15 protein-coding genes are annotated in these 20,258 nt (G+C 60.0%); 7 read left to right on the top strand and 8 right to left on the bottom strand.

From position 1 onward, the window contains the following. Nucleotides 1–15: 15 nt before the first annotated feature. Nucleotides 16–213, top strand: a complete 198-nt coding sequence (locus tag TK42_RS18310) for a YbdD/YjiX family protein (protein ID WP_003194308.1) — start codon at nt 16–18, stop codon at nt 211–213. A 189-nt stretch (nt 214–402) separates the two neighbouring features. After that, the gene (gene yjiA, locus TK42_RS18305; RefSeq protein ID WP_032879403.1) at nt 403–1,362 is read left to right on the top strand and encodes a GTPase; all 960 of its coding nucleotides are present in this window, start codon (nt 403–405) and stop codon (nt 1,360–1,362) included. A 177-nt stretch (nt 1,363–1,539) separates the two neighbouring features. On the opposite strand, the gene glyA is transcribed toward yjiA, so the two are convergent. Together glyA and TK42_RS18295 are read right to left on the bottom strand one after the other, a co-directional pair. After that, nucleotides 1,540–2,793: a serine hydroxymethyltransferase gene (glyA, locus tag TK42_RS18300; RefSeq protein ID WP_078822372.1), complete on the bottom strand. Its 1,254-nt coding sequence runs from the start codon at nt 2,791–2,793 to the stop codon at nt 1,540–1,542. A 230-nt stretch (nt 2,794–3,023) separates the two neighbouring features. Beyond that, the gene (locus tag TK42_RS18295) at nt 3,024–6,875 is read right to left on the bottom strand and encodes an EAL domain-containing protein (RefSeq protein ID WP_103734872.1); all 3,852 of its coding nucleotides are present in this window, start codon (nt 6,873–6,875) and stop codon (nt 3,024–3,026) included. A 284-nt stretch (nt 6,876–7,159) separates the two neighbouring features. On the opposite strand from TK42_RS18295, the gene ettA reads away from it, so the two are divergent. Both ettA and gdhA read left to right on the top strand, forming a co-directional pair. After that, a complete protein-coding gene (ettA, locus tag TK42_RS18290; protein WP_005791601.1) occupies nt 7,160–8,824 on the top strand; it encodes an energy-dependent translational throttle protein EttA in 1,665 nt (554 codons plus the stop codon). A gap of 348 nt (nt 8,825–9,172) precedes the next feature. Next, on the top strand, nt 9,173–10,510 hold the full coding sequence (gdhA, locus tag TK42_RS18285; protein ID WP_103734818.1) for an NADP-specific glutamate dehydrogenase: 1,338 nt from the start codon (nt 9,173–9,175) through the stop codon (nt 10,508–10,510). On the opposite strand, the gene TK42_RS18280 is transcribed toward gdhA, so the two are convergent. The 5 genes from TK42_RS18280 to TK42_RS18260 form a co-directional block, all read right to left on the bottom strand. Continuing rightward, nucleotides 10,507–11,004 carry a GreA/GreB family elongation factor gene (locus TK42_RS18280; protein ID WP_032879409.1) on the bottom strand — a complete coding sequence of 166 codons (498 nt, stop codon included), beginning with the start codon at nt 11,002–11,004 and terminating at the stop codon, nt 10,507–10,509. The two genes, gdhA and TK42_RS18280, sit on opposite strands and share 4 nt — an antisense overlap. A 70-nt stretch (nt 11,005–11,074) precedes the next feature. Beyond that, on the bottom strand, nt 11,075–11,431 hold the full coding sequence (locus TK42_RS18275; RefSeq protein ID WP_032879410.1) for a hypothetical protein: 357 nt from the start codon (nt 11,429–11,431) through the stop codon (nt 11,075–11,077). 92 nt (nt 11,432–11,523) lie between these two features. Beyond that, complete coding sequence (locus tag TK42_RS18270) at nt 11,524–11,829, bottom strand: chorismate mutase (RefSeq protein WP_032879411.1); 306 nt, start codon at nt 11,827–11,829, stop codon at nt 11,524–11,526. 169 nt (nt 11,830–11,998) lie between these two features. Continuing rightward, nucleotides 11,999–13,852, bottom strand: a complete 1,854-nt coding sequence (locus TK42_RS18265; RefSeq protein WP_103734817.1) for a DUF4105 domain-containing protein — start codon at nt 13,850–13,852, stop codon at nt 11,999–12,001. A gap of 92 nt (nt 13,853–13,944) precedes the next feature. Beyond that, a complete protein-coding gene (locus TK42_RS18260) occupies nt 13,945–14,433 on the bottom strand; it encodes a DUF3015 domain-containing protein (protein WP_003194274.1) in 489 nt (162 codons plus the stop codon). Between the two features lie 265 nt (nt 14,434–14,698). On the opposite strand from TK42_RS18260, the gene TK42_RS18255 reads away from it, so the two are divergent. Next, complete coding sequence (locus TK42_RS18255) at nt 14,699–17,137, top strand: Lon protease family protein (protein ID WP_032879413.1); 2,439 nt, start codon at nt 14,699–14,701, stop codon at nt 17,135–17,137. Nucleotides 17,138–17,451: 314 nt separating this feature from the next. Then, nucleotides 17,452–17,769, top strand: coding sequence for a hypothetical protein (locus TK42_RS18250; protein ID WP_005791586.1), 318 nt, complete (start codon nt 17,452–17,454; stop codon nt 17,767–17,769). A gap of 6 nt (nt 17,770–17,775) precedes the next feature. On the opposite strand, the gene TK42_RS18245 is transcribed toward TK42_RS18250, so the two are convergent. Next, complete coding sequence (locus TK42_RS18245; RefSeq protein ID WP_103734816.1) at nt 17,776–19,599, bottom strand: hypothetical protein; 1,824 nt, start codon at nt 19,597–19,599, stop codon at nt 17,776–17,778. Between the two features lie 162 nt (nt 19,600–19,761). On the opposite strand from TK42_RS18245, the gene TK42_RS18240 reads away from it, so the two are divergent. Continuing rightward, nucleotides 19,762–20,250, top strand: coding sequence for a TIGR00645 family protein (locus TK42_RS18240; protein ID WP_005791582.1), 489 nt, complete (start codon nt 19,762–19,764; stop codon nt 20,248–20,250). Nucleotides 20,251–20,258: the final 8 nt, after the last annotated feature.

Raw genomic sequence — 20,258 nt, 5'->3', positions numbered from 1 at the left:
GCGAGGATTGCCACTATGTTCAATGACATCAGTCGCCTCGGTAAATACCTCGGTCAGGCCGCGCGCCTGATGGTCGGCATGCCCGACTACGACACCTACGTCGAGCATATGCAAACCAAACACCCGGACAAGCCGGTGATGGACTACAAGGCGTTCTTCCGCGAACGCCAGGAGGCCCGTTACGGCGGAAAGGGTGGGCCCAAGTGCTGTTGACCCGGTAACGCGGGCCAATGCGATACCCCTGTGGGAGCAGGGCTTTCTGTGGGAGCTGGCTTGCCTGCGATAGCATCACCTCGGTCTGACTGAAGCACCGAGTTGTCTGCATCGCAGGCAAGCCAGCTCCCACAGGGGCCTTTGCTCCCACATTTGTTTTGTGTTTATTCAGTTATCAGGAGAATAGTTTTGTCCTCTCCCATCCCCGTCACCATCCTCAGCGGCTTCCTCGGTGCCGGCAAGACCACCTTGCTGCGCCATCTGCTCAAGGCCGAGCACGGCTTGAAAATCGCCGTGATCGAAAACGAATTCAGTGACGCCGGCATCGACACCCAGCTCTTGGGCGACGAGCCGGTACAAGTCATGACCCTGTCCAACGGCTGCGTGTGCTGCACCATCCACACCGACCTGACCAAGGCCCTGTACCTGCTGCTTGAGCGTCTGGACAGTGGCGAAATCGCCTTCGACCGCCTGGTGATCGAATGCACCGGCCTTGCCGACCCGGCACCAGTGGCCCAGACTTTTTTCATCGACGAAGAACTGCGCGAGCGCTACATCCTCGACGGCATCATTACCCTGGTGGACGCCGCCCACGCCGAGCATCACCTGACCCAGACCATCGCCCAGGCCCAGATCGGCTTTGCCGACCGCCTGCTGGTGAGTAAGCGCGACCTGGTGGACAACGCCACCTTCGACGCCCTCAGTCAGCGCCTGACCCGTATCAACCGGCGTGCGCCGATCCGTGTGGTGGATCACGGCAAGATCGACTTGGCTGAGTTGCTGGATGTGCGCGGCTTCAACCTCAATGCCGGCATGAGCCTGCGCCCGGTCAGCGCTGCGCCATCGGTCGACCGTATTTCCAGCCTGGTGCTGCGCACCGACCAACCGCTGGATATCGATCGCCTCAGTGAGTTCATGAACGAACTGCTGGAAGATCACGGCAAGCAGCTGCTGCGCTACAAGGGCGTGCTGAATATTGCCGGGGAGGATCGACGCATGGTGTTCCAGGGCGTGCTGAAACTCTATGGTTTTGACTGGGACACCGAATGGGCCGAGGGCGAGGCGCGGGAGAGTGTGATTGTGTTTATTGCCGATGAGCTGCCGGAGGACAAGATCCGCGAAGGTTTTGCCAAGGTCTACCAAGCCTGACTTGAAATGCGATCAACTGTGGGAGGGGGCTTGCTCCCGATTGCGGTGGGTCAGTAAACATATAAGTGACTGACACACTGCTATCGGGAGCAAGCCCCCTCCCACAATTGAATGCATTTCAAATTGAAATAAAAAAGCCCGGCTCAAGAGCCGGGCTTTTCATTCAAGCAACTGCAATCAAGCGCCGTAAACCGGCAGCTTCTTGCAGATGGCCTTGACCTTCTCACGTACCGCGTCGATCACGGCTTCGTTGTTCAGGTCAGCCAGGATGTCGCAGATCCAGCCGGCCAGTTCCTTGCACTCTGCTTCCTTGAAGCCACGGGTGGTCACAGCCGGGGTGCCGAAGCGCAGGCCGGAGGTGACGAACGGCGAACGTGGGTCGTTCGGCACGGAGTTCTTGTTCACGGTGATGAAGGCTTTGCCCAGGGCGGCGTCAGCGTCTTTACCGGAAATGTCCTGTTTGATCAGCGACAGCAGGAACAGGTGGTTTTCAGTACCGCCGGACACCACGTCAAAACCGCGCTCGATGAACACAGATGCCATGGCCTGGGCGTTCTTCACCACTTGTTGCTGGTAGGTCTTGAACTCAGGCTGCAGTGCTTCCTTGAAGCAGATCGCCTTGGCGGCAATCACGTGCTCCAGCGGGCCACCCTGGGCGCCCGGGAATACCGCGGAGTTGAGCTTCTTCTCGATCTCGGCGTTGGCGCGAGCCAGGATCAGGCCGCCACGTGGACCGCGCAGGGTCTTGTGGGTAGTGGTGGTCACCACGTCAGCGTAAGGCACCGGGTTCGGGTACACGCCCGCTGCCACCAGACCGGCCACGTGGGCCATGTCGACGAACAGGTAGGCACCGACCTTGTCGGCGATTTCACGGAAGCGTGGGAAATCCAGGATCTGCGAGTAGGCAGAGAACCCAGCCACGATCATTTTTGGCTTGTGCTCGACCGCCAGGCGCTCGACTTCGTCGTAGTCGATCAGGCCGTTGGCATCGATACCGTACTGGACGGCGTTGTACAGCTTGCCGGAGGAAGAAACGCTGGCGCCGTGGGTCAGGTGACCGCCGTGGGCCAGGCTCATGCCCAGGATGGTGTCGCCGCCTTGCAGCAGGGCCAGGTACACGGCGCTGTTGGCCTGGGAGCCGGCGTGTGGCTGGACGTTGGCGTAATCGGCGCCGAACAGCTCCTTGGCACGGTCGATGGCCAACTGCTCAACCACGTCGACGTACTCGCAACCACCGTAGTAGCGCTTGCCCGGGTAGCCTTCGGCGTACTTGTTGGTCAAAACCGAACCTTGAGCCTCCATCACCGCAGGGCTGGTGTAGTTTTCCGAAGCGATCAGCTCAATGTGCTCTTCCTGGCGCACGGCTTCTTGCTCCATGGCGGCGAAGAGATCGGCGTCGTACTTGGCAATAGTCAAATCACGGCTGAACATGGCGGTCCTCAAGGATCGGGGGCAGAAAAGGAGGGCATTCTAACCCAATGGGTTTTAGATGGCATATGAAAGGACATCATGTCGCGGACAAGTGGGGCTCATCTGGGGATGGGCGGTGTCGGCACTGGCCCCATCGCAGGCAAGCCAGCTCCCACACTTGATCGGGCTCACACAGTCAAATGTGGGAGCTGGCTTGCCTGCGATGAGGCCATAAGCTCCACTGCAGCACTTCAGTCGAACATGAAGAGAGCATCATTGCTGAACTGCGCCTCGAACCGATTCGCCGGCATCGGCCGCCCGAACAGGTAACCCTGGACCTCATCACAGCCATGCTCGCGCAAAAAGTCCAATTGCTCGTGGGTTTCCACACCTTCGGCGATCACCGCCAGGTTCAGGCTGTGGGCCATGGCAATGATCGCCCGGGCGATCTGTGCGTCCTGCTCACCGGAGGGCAGGCCATCGACGAAGGTGCGGTCGATCTTCAACACGTCGATGGGGAATTGCTTGAGGTAGTTGAGCGATGAATAGCCAGTGCCAAAGTCATCCACCGCGATGCTCAGGCCCAGGTTCTTCAAGCTGGCGAGGATTTGCAGCGCTTCGTTGACTTCGCGCATCAGGATACTTTCGGTCAGTTCCAGCTCCAGGCACGCTGGCGGCAGGCCAGTGTCCTTGAGGATGGTGGCGATGCGCGTGCCCAGCTGGCCGTCGGAGAACTGCCGCGCCGAGATGTTTACCGAGACTTTGGGCACCCGCACCTTGTTCTGGTGCCAGGTCTTGAGTTGGCGACAGGCTTCGCTGATCACCCAATCGCCCACGTCCACCACCAGCCCGAGTTCTTCCAATACCGGAATGAAATCCCCCGGCGGCACCAGCCCGCGACGCGGGTGGCGCCAGCGCAGCAGGGCCTCGGCACCGGTCAGGCGTTTGCCGTCGCCGCTGAATTGCGGTTGGTAATACAGCACGAATTCGTTCTGGTCCAGGGCGTGGCGCAGGTCGCTCTCCAACTCCAGACGCTCCAGGGCGCTGGCGTTCATGTCGGCCTGGTAGAACTGGAAGTTGTTCTTGCCGCGTTCTTTGGCGTGGTACATCGCCGTATCCGCGTTTTTCATCAGTTGGCTCAGCTCGTTGCCGTCTTGGGGGCTGAGGGCGATGCCGATACTGGCGGTCACGAAAAACTCGCGGCCTTCGAGCACGAATGGCTTCACCAGGCTGGCCAGAATCTGCTCGGCCACATGAATCGCGCGGTTCAGCGCCATTTCGCGGCTGACCCGTGGTTGCAACAGCAGGGTGAACTCGTCGCCGCCCATGCGCGCCACGGTGTCGTCTTCGGCCACGCAACCGAGCAGGCGCGTCGCCATTTCCTTGAGCATACGGTCGCCGGCGGCGTGGCCGAGGGAGTCGTTGATCGGCTTGAAGCGGTCGAGGTCGAGGAACATCAACACCACCCACGACTTCTGCCGTTCTGCCGATTGCAACGCCGTGTGCAGACGGTCCTGGAACAGCGTGCGGTTGGGCAGGTGGGTCAGGGCGTCGTAGTAGGCCAGGCGGTGGATGCGCTGTTCGCTGGCCTTGCGCTCGCTGATATCGCTGAAGAAGCACACATAGCTGGCCAGGTCGCCTTCATCGTCGAACACCGCCGTAATGCCGACCCAGGCCGGGTAATGCTCGCCGTTGCGGCGCTTGAGCCACACTTCGCCTTCCCAGGTACTGTGCTGGTGCAGTTGCTTGAGCACATAACGCAGGTGGGCTTCCTGCTGCTCGTCGACGGTGAGCATGTTCGGCAATTGGTCGAGCACGTCCGCCACTTCATACCCGCTGACCCGGCTGAACGCCTCGTTGGCTTGCACGATATAGCCGGCCGGATCGGTGATCAGGATCGCCGAGGTGGAGTGCTCGAAGACCGTGGCCGCCATGCGCAGGTCTTTTTCGGCGCGGCGTTGCTGGCTGATATCGCGGCCCACGCCGAGGATGCCCTCAAAGGCGCCATGTTCATCCCACACCAGCACCAGGCGCAGTTCGATCGGTACTTTGCGCCCGTCGGCGCGCAGGCAGTCGAACAGGAACAGTTGGGTCTGGACTTCATCGCGCAAGGTGTTCAACGCCTCGGGGTTGCCGAGGGCGCGACTGACCTGTTCCATCAGGCTATAAATGCCGGTCAACTGTTGCGGGTTGGCAACGATCGACTGCCAGCCATGCTTGAATACCCAATCCACGTCATAGCCCAGCACGGTGTTGACCGATGGGCTGATGTAATTCAGAGCCAGTTGGCTGTCGGTAGAGCAGATCACGTCGCTGATGCTTTCAGCCAACATGCGGTAGCGCTGTTCGCTGTCACGCAGGGATTCGCTGGCTTCGATCTGGTCGGTAATGTCCTTGGCCACACCGATGATCCGAGTGACCACCGTGGACGTATCCCGTGCCAGGGCCTGTTCGCGAATATCGAAGCGGCGCCACTGGTTATTGCGGTGGCGAAAGCGCAGTTGGCAGTGCAACTGGGTCGTGTAGCCGACCTGGCGTTGCTGCTCACGCGAGTCATGGTAGTGCTCGGCGTCTTCGGGGTGCAGCAGGATTTCCCAGAAGTACTCACCCATTTGCTGCAGTTCGGTTTTGTTGTAGCCCAGGGTGTGGCCCAGATGATGGTTGCTGAAAATCATGCGTTGGCTGATCACGTCCTGCACATACAGGTGATCGGGCACCGTGCGCACCACATCCGACCAGAAGCTCTCGCGCTCCACCAGCGACAACTCGATCAGTTTGCGGCTGGTGATGTCGCTGATGCTGAGGATCACGGCCTTGACGTCATCCTGCTGCTCCGGCAAACGCATCACCAGCCACAGGTACTGTTCGTTGCCGGCCACGTCGTTGAGCTGGATTTCCAGCTCCAGCTGTTTTTGCCGGGTCAGTACAGCTTCCAGCACCTGATAGCCGATGGACGTGGCATTGCGCGGGCAATCATCGATCAGGCGCTCCCAGGCTTGCTCGCAGGACGCGACGTTGAGCAGGCGTACGGCCATCTGGTTGACCTCGGTGACGCGCAACTCCTTGAGCAGTTGCTTGCGCTCGGCGGGGTTGGCCTGCAACCAGGCGTGCAACTGCTCGCGGCTTTGCACCTGGGTCTTGTTGCAAAACGCCTTGAGCCCGGACAGGTCAAGCACGCACAAGGCCACGCCGGTGCCTTCGAAGATGTCCTGATAGCGTCGCCGGCCTTCATGCACCTGGCGTTGGCGGCGGCGCATGTTGAGCAGCACGATCACCGGGACCAGTGAAAACGCCAGGCCCAGCAGGCACTTGCCGATAAAGGCAGGCAGCAGTTGTTCCAGCACCGCGCTGCGGTCAAACAGGCCGCGCAGTTGCCAGTCGCTTTTGCTCAAGGGCGTGACCAGCACACTGTGGTTCAATTCTTCCGGCGTCAGGGCGCTGGACCACTGCGCCGGCATCCCGCTGTCACGGCTGACCACACGATGGTTCAGGCTGTTCTCGATCGCCCACATCGGGCGCCGGCCCTGAATGTCCTGCCGTGTGAGGTTGGCCAGGTAATTGGGGGCCAGGCGCAAGGCCCAGTACACCTTGGAGCCACCGCTGGGTTGGTGCAGCAACAGATAGATGACCGTGCCGTCATTGTCGTTGCTCAGGTAGTAAGACTGGGCGTGACTGCGCTTGACCAGGTCTTCGAGCAGGGCACTGTCTTGGCTGCCTTCGGCAGTGTCGCTGATCAGTGCGCCGTTGGGGGCGAGCAGGGCGAAGCTGCGTAGGTCCGGCAACGAGCGCTGCAATGTGCGCATCAACGCCTGCTGCTGTTCGGCATTGCGCGGCGGCTCGACAATGGGCAGCAGGTTCAGGGCGATCTGCGCGCTCAGTGCCATGCTCTGGCTGATCTGCTCGGCCAGGTCGGCACTGTAGTCGATGGTGTATTGCTGCTGGTTTTTCTGGTTTTGCTGCAACTGGTCAAGCAGTTGCCAGAACAATAACGCGAGCAACATCAGCACAAGCGTCGCCAATGCGCCCTTCAAGGTACCGTGCAGGGGCGCTCCCGGCGCAATATGAGCGGCGCGCAAGGGAGTGGGCGGCGTGACTTTGGACAAGCTGTGATCCTGCGGTTGGCTGGACTGGCGCGCGACGTGCACTATAAGCCGGACGCCCGGAGGGCGGCTAGCATGCCTTGAGTTGTGGCAAAGTGCCAGTCCTGCCTGGCTGGACTGCCCCAGCGCATTCAGGTAGCTTTGCCGGTTACGCGGGGGCGTTCCAGCCCCAGACATTCAGGCTTTTTCCCCACGCAGGCATTGATGATAGTCAAAGGCCCGCGCGGCGCATGGCCTGGCACGGGCTTCGCCCGCTTAATTCATCAGTCACTGACGCTAGGTTCACCATGGCTCAATACGTCTTCACCATGCATCGGCTGGGAAAAGTTGTTCCGCCGAAGCGGGAAATCCTGAAAAACATTTCGTTGTCCTTCTTCCCAGGCGCCAAGATCGGCGTGCTCGGCCTCAACGGCTCGGGTAAGTCCACGCTGCTGAAAATCATGGCCGGCGTCGACACCGAGTTCGAAGGCGAAGCCCGCCCGATGCCGGACCTGAATATCGGTTACCTGCCGCAAGAGCCGATCCTGGATCCGACCAAGACCGTGCGCGAAGTGGTTGAAGAGGCCGTCAGCGTGATCAAGGACGCCCAAGCGCGCCTCGACGAGGTGTATGCCGCCTACGCCGAACCGGATGCCGACTTCGACAAGCTGGCCGCCGAGCAGGCCAAGCTCGAAGCCATCCTGCAGGCTGGCGACGGTCACAACCTGGAGCGCCAACTGGAAGTCGCCGCCGATGCGCTGCGCCTGCCGGCGTGGGACGCCAAGGTCGAGCACCTGTCTGGTGGTGAAAAACGTCGTGTGGCCCTGTGCCGCCTGCTGCTGTCGGCTCCCGATATGCTGCTGCTCGACGAACCGACCAACCACCTGGACGCCGATTCCGTCGCCTGGCTGGAGCACTTCCTGCACGATTTCCCGGGCACCGTGGTTGCGATCACGCACGACCGGTACTTCCTGGACAACGTTGCCGGCTGGATCCTCGAGCTCGACCGCGGCGCCGGTATCCCTTACGAGGGCAACTACTCCGGTTGGCTGGAAGCCAAGTCCGACCGTCTGGCCGCCGAATCCAAGCAGCAATCGGCCCACGAAAAAGCCATGAAGGAAGAGCTGGAGTGGGTGCGCAAAGGCGCCAAGGCCCGCCAGTCCAAATCCAAGGCCCGTCTGCAACGCTTTGAAGAAATGCAGTCGCAGGAATTCCAGAAGCGCAGCGAAACCAACGAGATCTACATCCCGGCCGGTCCGCGCCTGGGTGACAAGGTCATCGAGTTCAAGAACGTATCCAAGGGCTATGGCGACCGCGTGCTGATCGACAACCTGTCGTTCTCCATGCCAAAAGGCGCGATCGTCGGCGTCATTGGTGGTAACGGTGCGGGTAAGTCCACGCTGTTCCGCATGTTGATGGGCAAGGAAACTCCGGATTCCGGCAGCATCGAGATCGGCGACACCGTGCAACTGGCCTGTGTAGACCAGAGCCGCGACGACCTCGACGGCAGCAAGACCGTGTTCCAGCAGATCTCCGACGGCTCCGACCAGATCCGTATCGGCAACTATGAAATCCCGTCGCGCACCTATGTCGGCCGTTTCAACTTCAAGGGCGGCGATCAGCAGAAGTTTGTCAAGGACCTGTCCGGCGGTGAGCGTGGTCGCTTGCACCTGGCCCTGACCTTGAAAGAGGGCGGCAACGTGTTGCTGCTCGACGAACCGTCCAACGACCTCGACGTTGAAACCCTGCGTTCCCTGGAAGAAGCCCTGCTGGACTTCCCGGGCGCCGCCATTGTGATCTCTCACGATCGGTGGTTCCTTGACCGCGTCGCGACCCACATCCTGGCGTACGAAGATGACTCCCAGGCGGTGTTCTTCGAAGGTAACTACACCGAGTACGAAGCAGACCGTAAAAAGCGCTTGGGCGAAGCAGCTGCCCAGCCGCACCGTGTGCGTCACAAAAAACTGGCCTGATTCGGGCTGGTTTGAAAAAAGCGGAGCCTTCGGGCTCCGTTTTTTTTGGGGCGCTGTTCAGGTGGACCGAGGCGACTTCATCGCAGGCAAGCCAGCTCCCACATTAGATCGAGTACCTCTGCTACGACACGGTCCAATGTGGGAGCTGGCTTGCCTGCGATAGCGGTTTAACTATTGGTGCATATCTCGCGTTGAAATCCCTGTTAGAGGGCAAAAATCCTGATTATTTATATCCAGTGCACCATTTAAATTCACAAAAGCGACATTTTGCCCTGTCACGGTGCGAAATGAATTGATAAAGTCCGGCTCATTCTCTGTTTAACAACAATCAATTTGCCGAGACTTTTCATGATCGAATCCGTCGAATCCTTCCTGGCCCGCCTCAAGAAACGCGACCCCGACCAGCCGGAATTCCACCAGGCCGTGGAAGAAGTCCTGCGCAGCCTGTGGCCTTTTCTTGAAGCCAACCCCCACTACCTGACCTCGGGCATTCTGGAGCGCATTTGCGAACCGGAACGCGCCATCAGCTTCCGGGTGTCGTGGGTGGATGATCACGGCAAGGTTCAGGTCAATCGCGGTTTCCGTATCCAGATGAACAGCGCCATCGGCCCGTACAAAGGTGGCTTGCGCTTTCACCCTTCGGTCAACCTGGGCGTGCTGAAATTCCTCGCCTTCGAGCAGACCTTCAAAAACTCCCTGACCTCGCTGCCCATGGGCGGCGGTAAAGGCGGCTCGGACTTCGACCCCAAGGGCAAGAGCGATGCCGAAGTGATGCGCTTCTGCCAGGCGTTCATGAGCGAGTTGTACCGCCACATCGGTGCGGACGTCGACGTGCCGGCCGGCGATATCGGTGTGGGCGCACGGGAAATCGGCTTTCTGTTCGGCCAGTACAAGCGCCTGAGCAATCAATTCACTTCAGTGCTGACCGGCAAAGGCATGACTTATGGCGGCAGCCTGATTCGTCCGGAAGCCACTGGTTTCGGCTGTGTGTATTTCGCCGAGGAAATGCTCAAGCGCCAAGGTCAGCGGGTCGAAGGCAAGCGGGTGGCGGTGTCCGGCTCCGGCAACGTGGCGCAATACGCGGCGCGCAAGGTCATGGACCTGGGCGGCAAGGTGGTTTCCCTGTCGGACTCCGAAGGCACCCTGTACGCCGAAAGTGGTTTGACCGAAGAACAATGGTCGGCCCTGCTGGAGCTGAAAAATGTACAGCGCGGGCGTATCAGTGAACTGGCTGAACGTTTCGGCCTGGAATTCCGCAAAGGCCAAACCCCTTGGGAGCTGGCGTGCGATATCGCGCTGCCATGCGCCACCCAGAACGAACTCGACGCCCAAGCCGCACGCACGCTGTTGCGCAACGGCTGCATCTGCGTGGCCGAAGGCGCCAACATGCCGACCACCCTGGAGGCTGTGGATATCTTCATCGACGCGGGCATCCTGTTTGCGCCTGGCAAGGCGTCCAACGCCGGCGGTGTGGCGGTGAGTGGCCTGGAAATGTCGCAGAACGCCATGCGCCTGCTGTGGACCGCCGGGGAAGTGGACAGCAAACTGCACAACATCATGCAGTCGATCCACCATGCCTGCGTGCATTACGGTGAAGAAAGCGGCCGGGTCAACTACGTCAAGGGCGCCAACATCGCAGGCTTCGTTAAAGTGGCTGACGCGATGCTGGCCCAGGGTATCGTCTAAACCTCGGGCTCGATGCTCAGCACTTCGATCAACTGATCGCCGACGGGGCGCTTCCACAGCACCTCGTCGCCCACCTGGGCCCCCAACAAGGCGCGGCCCAGAGGCGAGCCCCAGTTGATCAAACCGGCGTTGGCGTCGGCTTGATCCTCACCCACCAATTGAATGCGCTGTTGCTCGTCCTGCTCATTGGCGAACGTGACCCAGCTGCCGATCTGCACCTTGTCGGTGGCTGTCGCCGGCGCGACCACCTGAGCGCTTTGCACCCGCTGGTTGAAGTAACGCAGGTCCCGCTCAAGATCCGCCTGGCGCTGCTTATCGGCCTGCTCACCCTTGGCGGACTCGGCGCTGTACTCAAGCTGCAATTGCGCCACCTTGGCTTGCAACTGCGCCAACCCTTGCGCGGTCAGGCGGTTGGGCTGTTCGCTGACCTGACGCTCCACCGGCTGGTCGGCCTGGGCGGCGGCGTTGTCTTCATTTACAAAAGCTCGGCTCATGGTGTTCTCCCTCTATGGCATTTGGGCCATGTTTGCCGTGCTTTAGTTTCGATGGATGTCTGCAAACGACCTACTGCGAGCGATACGCCTTGGCCGCATCGCGGTCTTTTTCCTGCTGCCACTCGCGCTCGCGGTCGTTGTTGCGGTTTTCCTGGTAGTCGCGCAGCTCTTCGTTCTCACGCATGGCTTTGCACTGGCGAAACCCGTCTTCCCAGCCTTCGGCGTATTGCCGGTCTTTCAAATAGCGTGGAACGTTCTTGCGAAACTCCCCGGTAATCACCCCAGCGGCCTGGCGACCGCTGCTGCAACCGTCGTCAAAGCCATCGGCAAAGGCGGGTGGATAACCCTTGGCCAGCAACTCTTGGTGAGTGGATTGGCAGCCTGACAAACACACCATTGCACACAGCATTACCGCATACCGCCACATGGCGTACTCCCTGGCCGATTCACGGCTGATAAGGGGAGTCTAGTCAGTGATTTGTGGGGGCGGTGTGAAAGGGCGGTGAGAAATGTGTTGGGTTAAAAGGCCTCGTTGACCGTCAGAGCGGCATGTTCAGCCAACTCCTGCTGGATAAACGCCGCAATCATCGCGCGATACACCTGCTCAGTTACCTCTGGGTTAGCGCCTACTACCTCGGACAACCCCCGCACCTTGGCGATCACCTGTTCAACTCGTTGCGGCGCCTTGACGCTATCCGAATCTTTTTTGAAGCGCGCTGCTTGAGATACGTAGTGGCCTCGCTCGGCGAGCAGGGTGACGATTTGTTGGTCAAGGTGGTCGATGTTTTCGCGGACTTCTTCGAGGGTGGTGCAATTAACGGCCATGTTGATAGAGCTCCTATTGGACAGGCAACGCGATGGTTTTGAAAGCATGCGGTCAAGTGTGGGAGCGGGCTTGCCCGCGATAGCGTTGTTTCAGCCTCGTATTCGGTGACTGACACTCTGCCATCGGGAGCAAGCCCCCTCCCACATTTTGATCTTCGCCAGGCCTATGTCAGTAGTGGTACCACTTCACTTCAAGCATCACTTCATTCACGGGCGTGGATAAGTGGCTGTATTCACGCTGCGCACTCAGGCGCAGGCCCAGGTTGCGCGACAGTTCCCACTGCTGGTTGAGGCTGATGCTGCGCCGCACTTCACCATTGGTAAAGAAATCCCCCTTGGCTTCCAGGCTCAGGTTGCCCAGTGGGTTTTTCCACAGCACGCCGGTGTTGAAGCCGGCGGCGGGCGAGATGGCTTCGCTGAAATCGTTGTTGTGTTCCACGCGCACGGTGCCAAGGGCGAAGCCGAGCATGTCGTCGCTCAGTTGCCAGGTGCCGCCGGCGCCGCCGTTGACGTGGGCGACCAGGGTTTCGTCGTCGTGCTTGCCCGGTACCCGTTCCAGGCCGCCAGTCACTTGCCATGACCAGGGTTGCAGCAGCGCGTTACGCGGCGTCAGCGAGCGGATGGTGGCCAGGTCCAGTTGCTGCAACTGCCAGTGATTGCCTTCGTACTGGCGCAGTTTCATTTGCAGGATTTCGATCTGGGCGCCGAGGGGGAAGCCTTCGGCGTTGTCGTTAAGGTCGTGATAGGCCATGCGCAGGCCATATTCACCAAAGGCTTTGTCGCCACGGGTGCCGATGCCGGCTTGCCAGGTGCGTGACTGGTGGCCGTTTTCCGGCAAACCAGGCGGCGTGATCTTGAGGTCTGGCGCAGGGTTCTGGTTGATCGCCCGCAGCAGTTCGAAGCTACGTTGGGAGCGTGCGGTGTCACGCTCCAGGCCGTTGGCGCGGTAGCGGCCAAGGCGGTAGGCAGCGTCGATGATCAGCGCCTGGCGCTCGCGAGGCAGGGCCTTGAATGCGGGCTCTTGCAGTTGCTTCTGGTCATCGCTGACTTTCAACACCCACTGTTGCTCATCGCTGTCCAGCGGCTTGGCGCGTTCGAGCAGTTCGCGTTCACGCGAGGGGCGGTAGTCGATCTTCTCCACCAAGCCCGCTTCCTTGACGGCCTTGACCGTGTCGGTAGGGATCGCAGTGAGGGGGAATTGCTCGGTCAGGCGCAGGCCGGGGCGTGCCACTTGCAGCAGTTCCAGCAGGCGATAGGAGCAGTTTTCGTCGAAGAAGAAATAGTCGAACTGGATCTGCTTGAGCTCCCACACGTGCTCGACCATGCGCTTGGTCTCGACCTCGGTGAGGTTCAGGCGGTATTCCCATAGGTCGCGGTTTTCCAGGCTGCGGTATTCGGAGAGTTTCTCCTGATAGGGCACCAGGGCGAACAGGCCGGGGTAGCCGCCCATCAGGCCCTTCCAGGCATACAGGATGCTGTTGTCGGAGCCTTCGATATAGGCGCCGAAGTTGATCGCGTAGCTGAGCAGCGCAGTGTTGTTGCTTTGCACGTCGGCCTGGTCGATGCGCAGCAGGGTGTGGCCGAACATCGACGACGGGCTGTTGAGATAGGCCGCGGGGAAGATCATCACCGCGCTATGGGGGGCGACGTCCTTGAACCATTGGGTGAATTCTTTGCAGTCCAGGGCGGGCAGGTCAGTCAGGTGCAACTGATCCTTGAGCCAGCGGGTACGTGCGGGGTACACACACTGGGCGTGCTTCTCACCCAGGCTGGCCGGTGCATACAGCGCTTGCACGGTGGCCTTGAGTTCGGCGTCCGGGTGATGGGCGCCGTCGGCGGCGAGGAAGAATTTCTTGTCGCTGACATAGCTGCGCCAGCCACTGATCTTGCCGGCTTCGTAATGCCCCAGCGACAGCCAGAACGGATCATTGGCCAGTTGCTGCAAACGTTGATCGTCGAGGTGCGGTGCCGCATGCAGCGGGGCGCAGGCGAAGAGAGCCAGGCAAGCGAGGCGTTTGAGCATGGGGGCTACTTAAGTCGGACTGAAAAAAAGACCCAAGGGGGGCAGGTCGAAAAAATAAAACCCGCGCCTCGAAAGACGCGGGCGGGTCGAGCTTAAGCCTGGGTAGCGTATTTCGCCAGACGGGCATCGCTTTTCAGTACAGCAATGGTGTTGTTGTGCACGTCGTCAGCGGTCACGTCAGCCTTGCTGAAGATCTGCTGGAAGTGCTCGTGGGTCACGGCCGCGAAGTGATCGCGATCTTCCGGGGCAACACCCAGTACCACGGCATAGGTGGTCAGTGCTTCGCCGTTGCCTTTGGCCATGTCTTCGGACAGCTCGTTCATCATGCCATTCATGGCAATCCAGGACTTGCCGCCGTAGGTCAGGGCGCTGTTGGTGCTGCAACCATTGGTGCCCGAGGTCATGCCGAAGGTGGCGTTACCCGAGGTGCCGTTGGTGGTGGAAGCGAGGAAGTGAGCCGGAGTACCGCGCTGGCCTTCGAACAACATGTTGCCCCAACCGCAGTTCGGGCCACCTGGTGCTTCTGCCATTGCATTGAGGGAGACGACGGTGAAGAGAGTACCAAGAAGGATCCGTTTCATAGCTTTGTTCTCTTTGTGTGCAAACCAATGGACAAGGGTTCAGGTGCTTCTCAGCACCCTAGGGGCCAGTTATTAGTCCAACCCGCGCAGTTTGGAGTTTAGGCACGTTCCTAGGGTTCCGTGTTTTTTTATAAACATTAAGTCCCGGGCGATTTTTTTGTAGGACGCGTGCGGTGGCTATGCTTTCCCGAAAGCGCGCCTTGCCAGAGCGCTCAACCCGGAGCCAGAATGCCCCCATCTGCCCCGCCTGATGTAAGGAAGCCCGATGCCTGATCCTGTTGCTGCCAGCTTGCGTCTAGCGCCCGAAGCGCTGACTCGCCCTTTCTCCGCTGAACAGTTCAGCTTCTCGACCACCAATGATTTGGAGCCCTTTCGCGGTGTGCTTGGCCAGGAACGTGCGGTTGAAGCCTTGCAGTTCGGCGTGGCCATGCCACGCCCCGGTTACAACGTGTTTGTGATGGGCGAGCCCGGCACCGGCCGCTTTTCGTTCGTCAAACGCTACCTCAAAGCCGAAGGCAAACGCCTGCAGACCCCGGCGGACTGGGTCTATGTGAATAATTTCGATGAGCCACGCGAGCCCCGCGCCCTGGAATTGCCGGGGGGCGGCGCCGCGGCGTTTATCGCCGATATCAACGGGTTGGTCGACAACCTGGTGGCCACCTTCCCGGCAGTGTTTGAACACCCCACTTATCAACAGCGCAAAAGCGCCATCGACCGGGCCTTCAACCAGCGCTACGACAAGGCGCTGGATGTGATCGAACGCTTGGCGCTGGAAAAAGACGTGGCGCTGTACCGCGACAGCTCCAACATCGCCTTTACGCCGATGCTCGACGGCAAGGCGCTGGACGAAGCCGAGTTTTCGCAATTGCCGGAAGCCGATCGCGAGCGTTTCCATAACGATATTTCCGAGCTGGAAGAGCGCCTCAACGAAGAGTTGGCCAGCCTGCCGCAGTGGAAGCGCGAGTCCAACAACCAGCTGCGCCAGTTCAACGAAGAAACCATCACCCTGGCCCTGCAGCCGTTGCTGGCACCGTTGTCGGAAAAGTATGCGGAAAACGCCGGCGTTTGCGGCTACCTGCAAGCGATGCAGGTGTACCTGCTTAAAACCGTGGTCGAGCAACTGGTGGACGACGCCAAGACCGACGCCCAGGCGCGCAAGCTGCTTGAAGAGCAGTACTGCCCGAGCCTGGTGGTGGGTCACCCGGTCAACGGTGGTGCGCCAGTGGTGTTTGAACCGCACCCGACCTACGACAACCTGTTCGGCCGTATCGAATACAGCACCGACCAGGGCGCGCTTTACACCACCTATCGCCAGTTGCGTCCGGGCGCCTTGCACCGCGCCAATGGCGGGTTTTTGATTCTGGAAGCCGAAAAAATGCTCAGCGAGCCGTTTGTATGGGATGCCCTCAAGCGTTCCCTGCAATCGCGCAAGCTGAAGATGGAGTCGCCCCTGGGCGAACTGGGCCGCCTGGCCACCGTGACCCTCAACCCGCAAATGATCCCCTTGCAGGTGAAGGTGATCATCATCGGCTCGCGCCAGTTGTATTACGCGCTGCAAGACGCCGACCCGGACTTCCAGGAGATGTTCCGCGTACTGGTGGACTTCGACGAAGACATCCCGATGGTCGACGAGAGCCTGGAGCAGTTCGCCCAGTTGCTCAAAACTCGTACTTCGGAAGAAGGCATGGCGCCGCTGACCTCGGATGCGGTCGCGCGCCTGGCGACTTACAGCGCACGCCTGGCGGAACATCAGGGCCGCTTGTCGGCGCGTATTGGCGACCTGTTCCAGTTGGTCAGCGAGGCGGACTTCATTCGCCACCTGGCCGGCGACGAAATGACCGATGCCGGGCATATCGAGCGCGCCCTCAAGGCCAAAGCCACACGCACCGGTCGCGTGTCGGCGCGGATTCTCGACGACATGCTTGCCGGCGTCATCCTGATCGACACCGCCGGCGCCGCTGTGGGCAAGTGCAACGGGTTGACGGTGCTGGAGGTCGGCGACTCGGCATTCGGCGTACCGGCGCGGATTTCCGCCACGGTGTACCCAGGGGGCAGCGGCATTGTCGACATCGAGCGTGAAGTCAACCTCGGCCAGCCGATTCACTCCAAGGGCGTGATGATCCTCACCGGTTACCTAGGCAGCCGTTATGCCCAGGAATTCCCGCTGGCGATCTCCGCAAGTATCGCCCTGGAGCAGTCCTACGGTTATGTGGACGGCGACAGTGCGTCCCTGGGCGAGGCGTGCACCTTGATTTCGGCCTTGTCGAAGACGCCACTCAAGCAGTGCTTTGCCATCACCGGCTCGATCAACCAGTTTGGTGAAGTGCAGGCGGTGGGCGGGGTCAACGAGAAGATCGAAGGTTTCTTCCGCCTTTGCGAAGCACGCGGGCTGACCGGTGAGCAGGGTGCGATCATCCCTCAGGCCAACGTCGCGACGTTGATGCTCGACGAGAAGGTGCTGCAGGCCGTGCGCGCCGGGCAATTCCACATCTATGCGGTACGCCAGGCCGATGAGGCGCTGAGTCTGTTGGTGGGCGAGGACGCCGGTGAACCGGACGCCGAGGGGCAATTTCCGGAAGGCACCGTGAATGCGCGGGTGGTGGAGCGTTTGCGGGCGATTGCCGAGATGATCAGCGAAGAAGATCTGAAGGAGGCGGAGAAAGAGCTGGCGCAGCAGGCGTTGGCAGAAGCCAAGCCAAGCTGATTGCTGTCATCACTCGGTTAAGGTGGGAGCTGGCTTGCCTGCGATAGCGGTGTATCAGCCAACTGGGAGGTTGGCTATGAGTCCGTCATCGCAGGCAAGCCAGCTCCCACACTGGTCCGTGATGTCTTTAGGGACGTTTAGCGTGCCACAAAATTGACTCCATTCTCGGGGACCGACGTCCGTTGGTCCCTACAACCTTGGTTTGTGGTGTTTTTCTTCTATTCTCAGAGTCAGGGATATCCACAGGAGTCGCAGGATAGAAACAGCCTCGCCTTGCGCTGGGGCTGAACACCGATCTACCGAGGGGCGCCGCCATGTCGCGCAACCTTTGCCTTACCCGCCAGTGCCTGGGCCTGGTCACCCGTATTGAATGCTCCATTCGCCCCCTCGCCGGGGATAACGGCATGTGGACGCTATTGTTTGCCGCCGGGATGTCGGGCGAGCAGCCTTCCACCATCAAATCCCAAGGGCCGTTCCATGGTCCCTTCGTGGCCGAAAGAATGCTGGGCACCATCGTTGATAGCCTGACCTTGCATGGCTACGAGCAAATGGACGAGCCGCAGATCTGGTGCCTGCACCTGCAAGCCCATCTGCGCCAACTCAATGGCGGCCAGGAGCAGTTGGCCCTTTAGCGCCGGCTATTTGCTCTCTGGTTTGTCCAGCTTGACCTCGAAGCCGTACTGCACGGTGCTCAGGTCGGTGCGCTGGTAACTCTCCAGCGTAGTCGGCTGGCCGTAGAAGTAATGCACGTCGAACAGCGCGGTGCCGTACTCCTCGGCGCGGTGGCTGACATTGAGGATTTCCTTGAGGTAATTGCCGCTGGCGTCCTTGGCGTAGAAGCGCCAGCTGTCGGAGGGGAAGTCCTTTTGATCGACGATCAGCGCGTTGTCCTTCAGCGACAGGCCCTTGGGCAGCTTGGCGACATCAATCACGGCTTTCTCGATAGTCGCCAGGAACAGCGGCACCGAGCCCACCACAAACGCCGGGGTCTCCGGGAACAGATTAAGGTCGTAAGTCAGTGTGCCGTTTACTGCGTTCAGCTCGAAAGCCTCGGTCGGCAGCTCGATGGGCTCGCCGCGCTCGCCCTTGTCATCGGCGGTGAAGAAGGTGATAGGCGCATCACTGTTGTTACGCTCGGCGCCGACCAGGTCGTCGTTGAAGGTGAAAGGGTGGTCAAACACGATTTTCGCGGCGCTGGCGTCGTCGGTCGATTGGCTGATGGTCACGCTGCTTTTGAGTTGGTCCTCGGTCATCGAGGCATCTTTGAGCCAGCTGGCGGCGCCGTCGTCATACACCGTGACCGGCATCGGCAGGGCCTGCACCGTGGTTTGCAGGCTGTTCCTGTCGAAGCGTAATACCGGCAGATCCAGGTCTTTGTGGGTAACCGTGGCCTGGGAGAAATCCAGGACATTGACCTGCAGGTTGTCGATCATCCCGTTGAAATACACCTTGGCGTAATGGCTGGTTTGCTTGTGTTCGAAGGCTTTTTGCTCATCGGTGAGCTGTTTCTCGAAGGCGTCGGACCAGGCTTTTTGCTTGTGCATTTCAGCCAGTTGCTTCTCGTAGAACGTCACTTGCGCGGCACTCTCGTTGATTGAGCCCGAACGGGTCAGAAATTGCCCGGTAGTGTCCCGCGCTTGCACCAGCAAAGGGTTCGGTGATTCGTCGCCCACGTCTGCGGCCAGGGGGGCGCTGTTGGTCAGCTCGATCTCGGCGTAGTTCTTTTCCAGCAACAGCAGGTTGAGGGTGATGTTGCCCTCGGTGCGTTTATGGCCCACGTCCTTTTTGCTCAGGTCGAAGGTCAGCACTTTGCCCGGCGTGATCACTTCAACCGCGCCCTTGAGGCTGACGGGCTGCGGCTGGCTTTTGTTTTCCGTCTCGATGCCTTCGATAAACGGGTAGGTCACCGTCAGGTCATCGGGGTTGGTGAGGTTGGAGCTGCTGGGGCTCAATTGGATGCCCGGGTCGGTTTCCGACCATTCCGGCTGGAAGGGAATGACTTTGTTGTTGCTCAGGGTCACCGACTGCCATTCCAGGCCATGGGGGAAGGGGAACTGGTCAGGGGCGTTGAAATTGAACGGGAAGACCGGCTGTAAATCCGTCAGATAGTCCGAATGAGAGCTTTTGCGCAGCACGAACAGGCCGTTGATATAGGTGTCCACCAAGGCCTGGGGCGTGGGGTAGTGCTTGAGCAAGGCCAGGGTGTCTTCGCCGTACTCGGCCTCGATGGGCTTAGTGGCGAGCTTGAGGCGCGCACGTTCCAGTAACAGCAGCGAGCCGCCCAGATCCGCGATGGCATCGCGCAGCTTGGGGTCCTGGATGGTGTCCAGGGACTGTTCGAACTTCGTGGTTTTCTCTTCGAGGGTCGCCTGCTTCTGCTCTTCTTTGGGGGAGCAGCCGCTGGCCATCAGCAACGCCGCGCACAGGCCGAGAGTGGCCAAAGGGGATCGCACATCCATCATCTGAGTTTTCCTGTCCGACATCATCGAGCCGAGTTAATGGCCTCGACACTAGCAGAAAAATTCTCTTACAGATGCCACTTGGGTCAGTTTTCTCGCGGTGACAGAGGCCGGGTGGCGGCTGGTATACTCGGCGCCATTTTTAGCCAAGCTGTGTGAGATTCAATGGAACGCTTTATCGAAAATACGATGTACGCCTCGCGTTGGCTGCTGGCGCCGATCTATCTGGGGCTGTCCCTGGGCTTGCTGATCCTGGCGCTGAAGTTCTTCCAGGAAATCATTCACGTGATTCCCAACATCTTCACCATGTTGGAAGCTGAAGTGATCCTGTTGCTGCTGTCGTTGATCGACATGGCCCTGGTCGGCGGCTTGCTGGTGATGGTGATGATTTCCGGCTACGAGAACTTCGTCTCGCAACTGGATATCGATGAAAACAAGGAAAAGCTCAACTGGCTGGGCACCATGGACTCTTCGTCGCTGAAGATGAAAGTGGCGGCTTCCATCGTGGCGATTTCCTCCATCCACCTGCTGCGCATCTTCATGGACGCCAAGAACGTCGATCCGCAACACCTGATGTGGTACGTGATCATCCACATGACCTTCGTGGTCTCGGCGTTTGCCATGGGCTACCTGGACAAGCTCACCAAGCACTGATGCCCCGC

The sequence above is a fragment of the Pseudomonas sp. GZJR-8 genome (assembly GCF_002916705.1).
GTDB lineage: Bacteria > Pseudomonadota > Gammaproteobacteria > Pseudomonadales > Pseudomonadaceae > Aquipseudomonas > Aquipseudomonas synxantha_A.
Note: the sequence above shows the minus strand (reverse complement) of the source record. Positions and strands in the feature narration are given on the sequence as shown.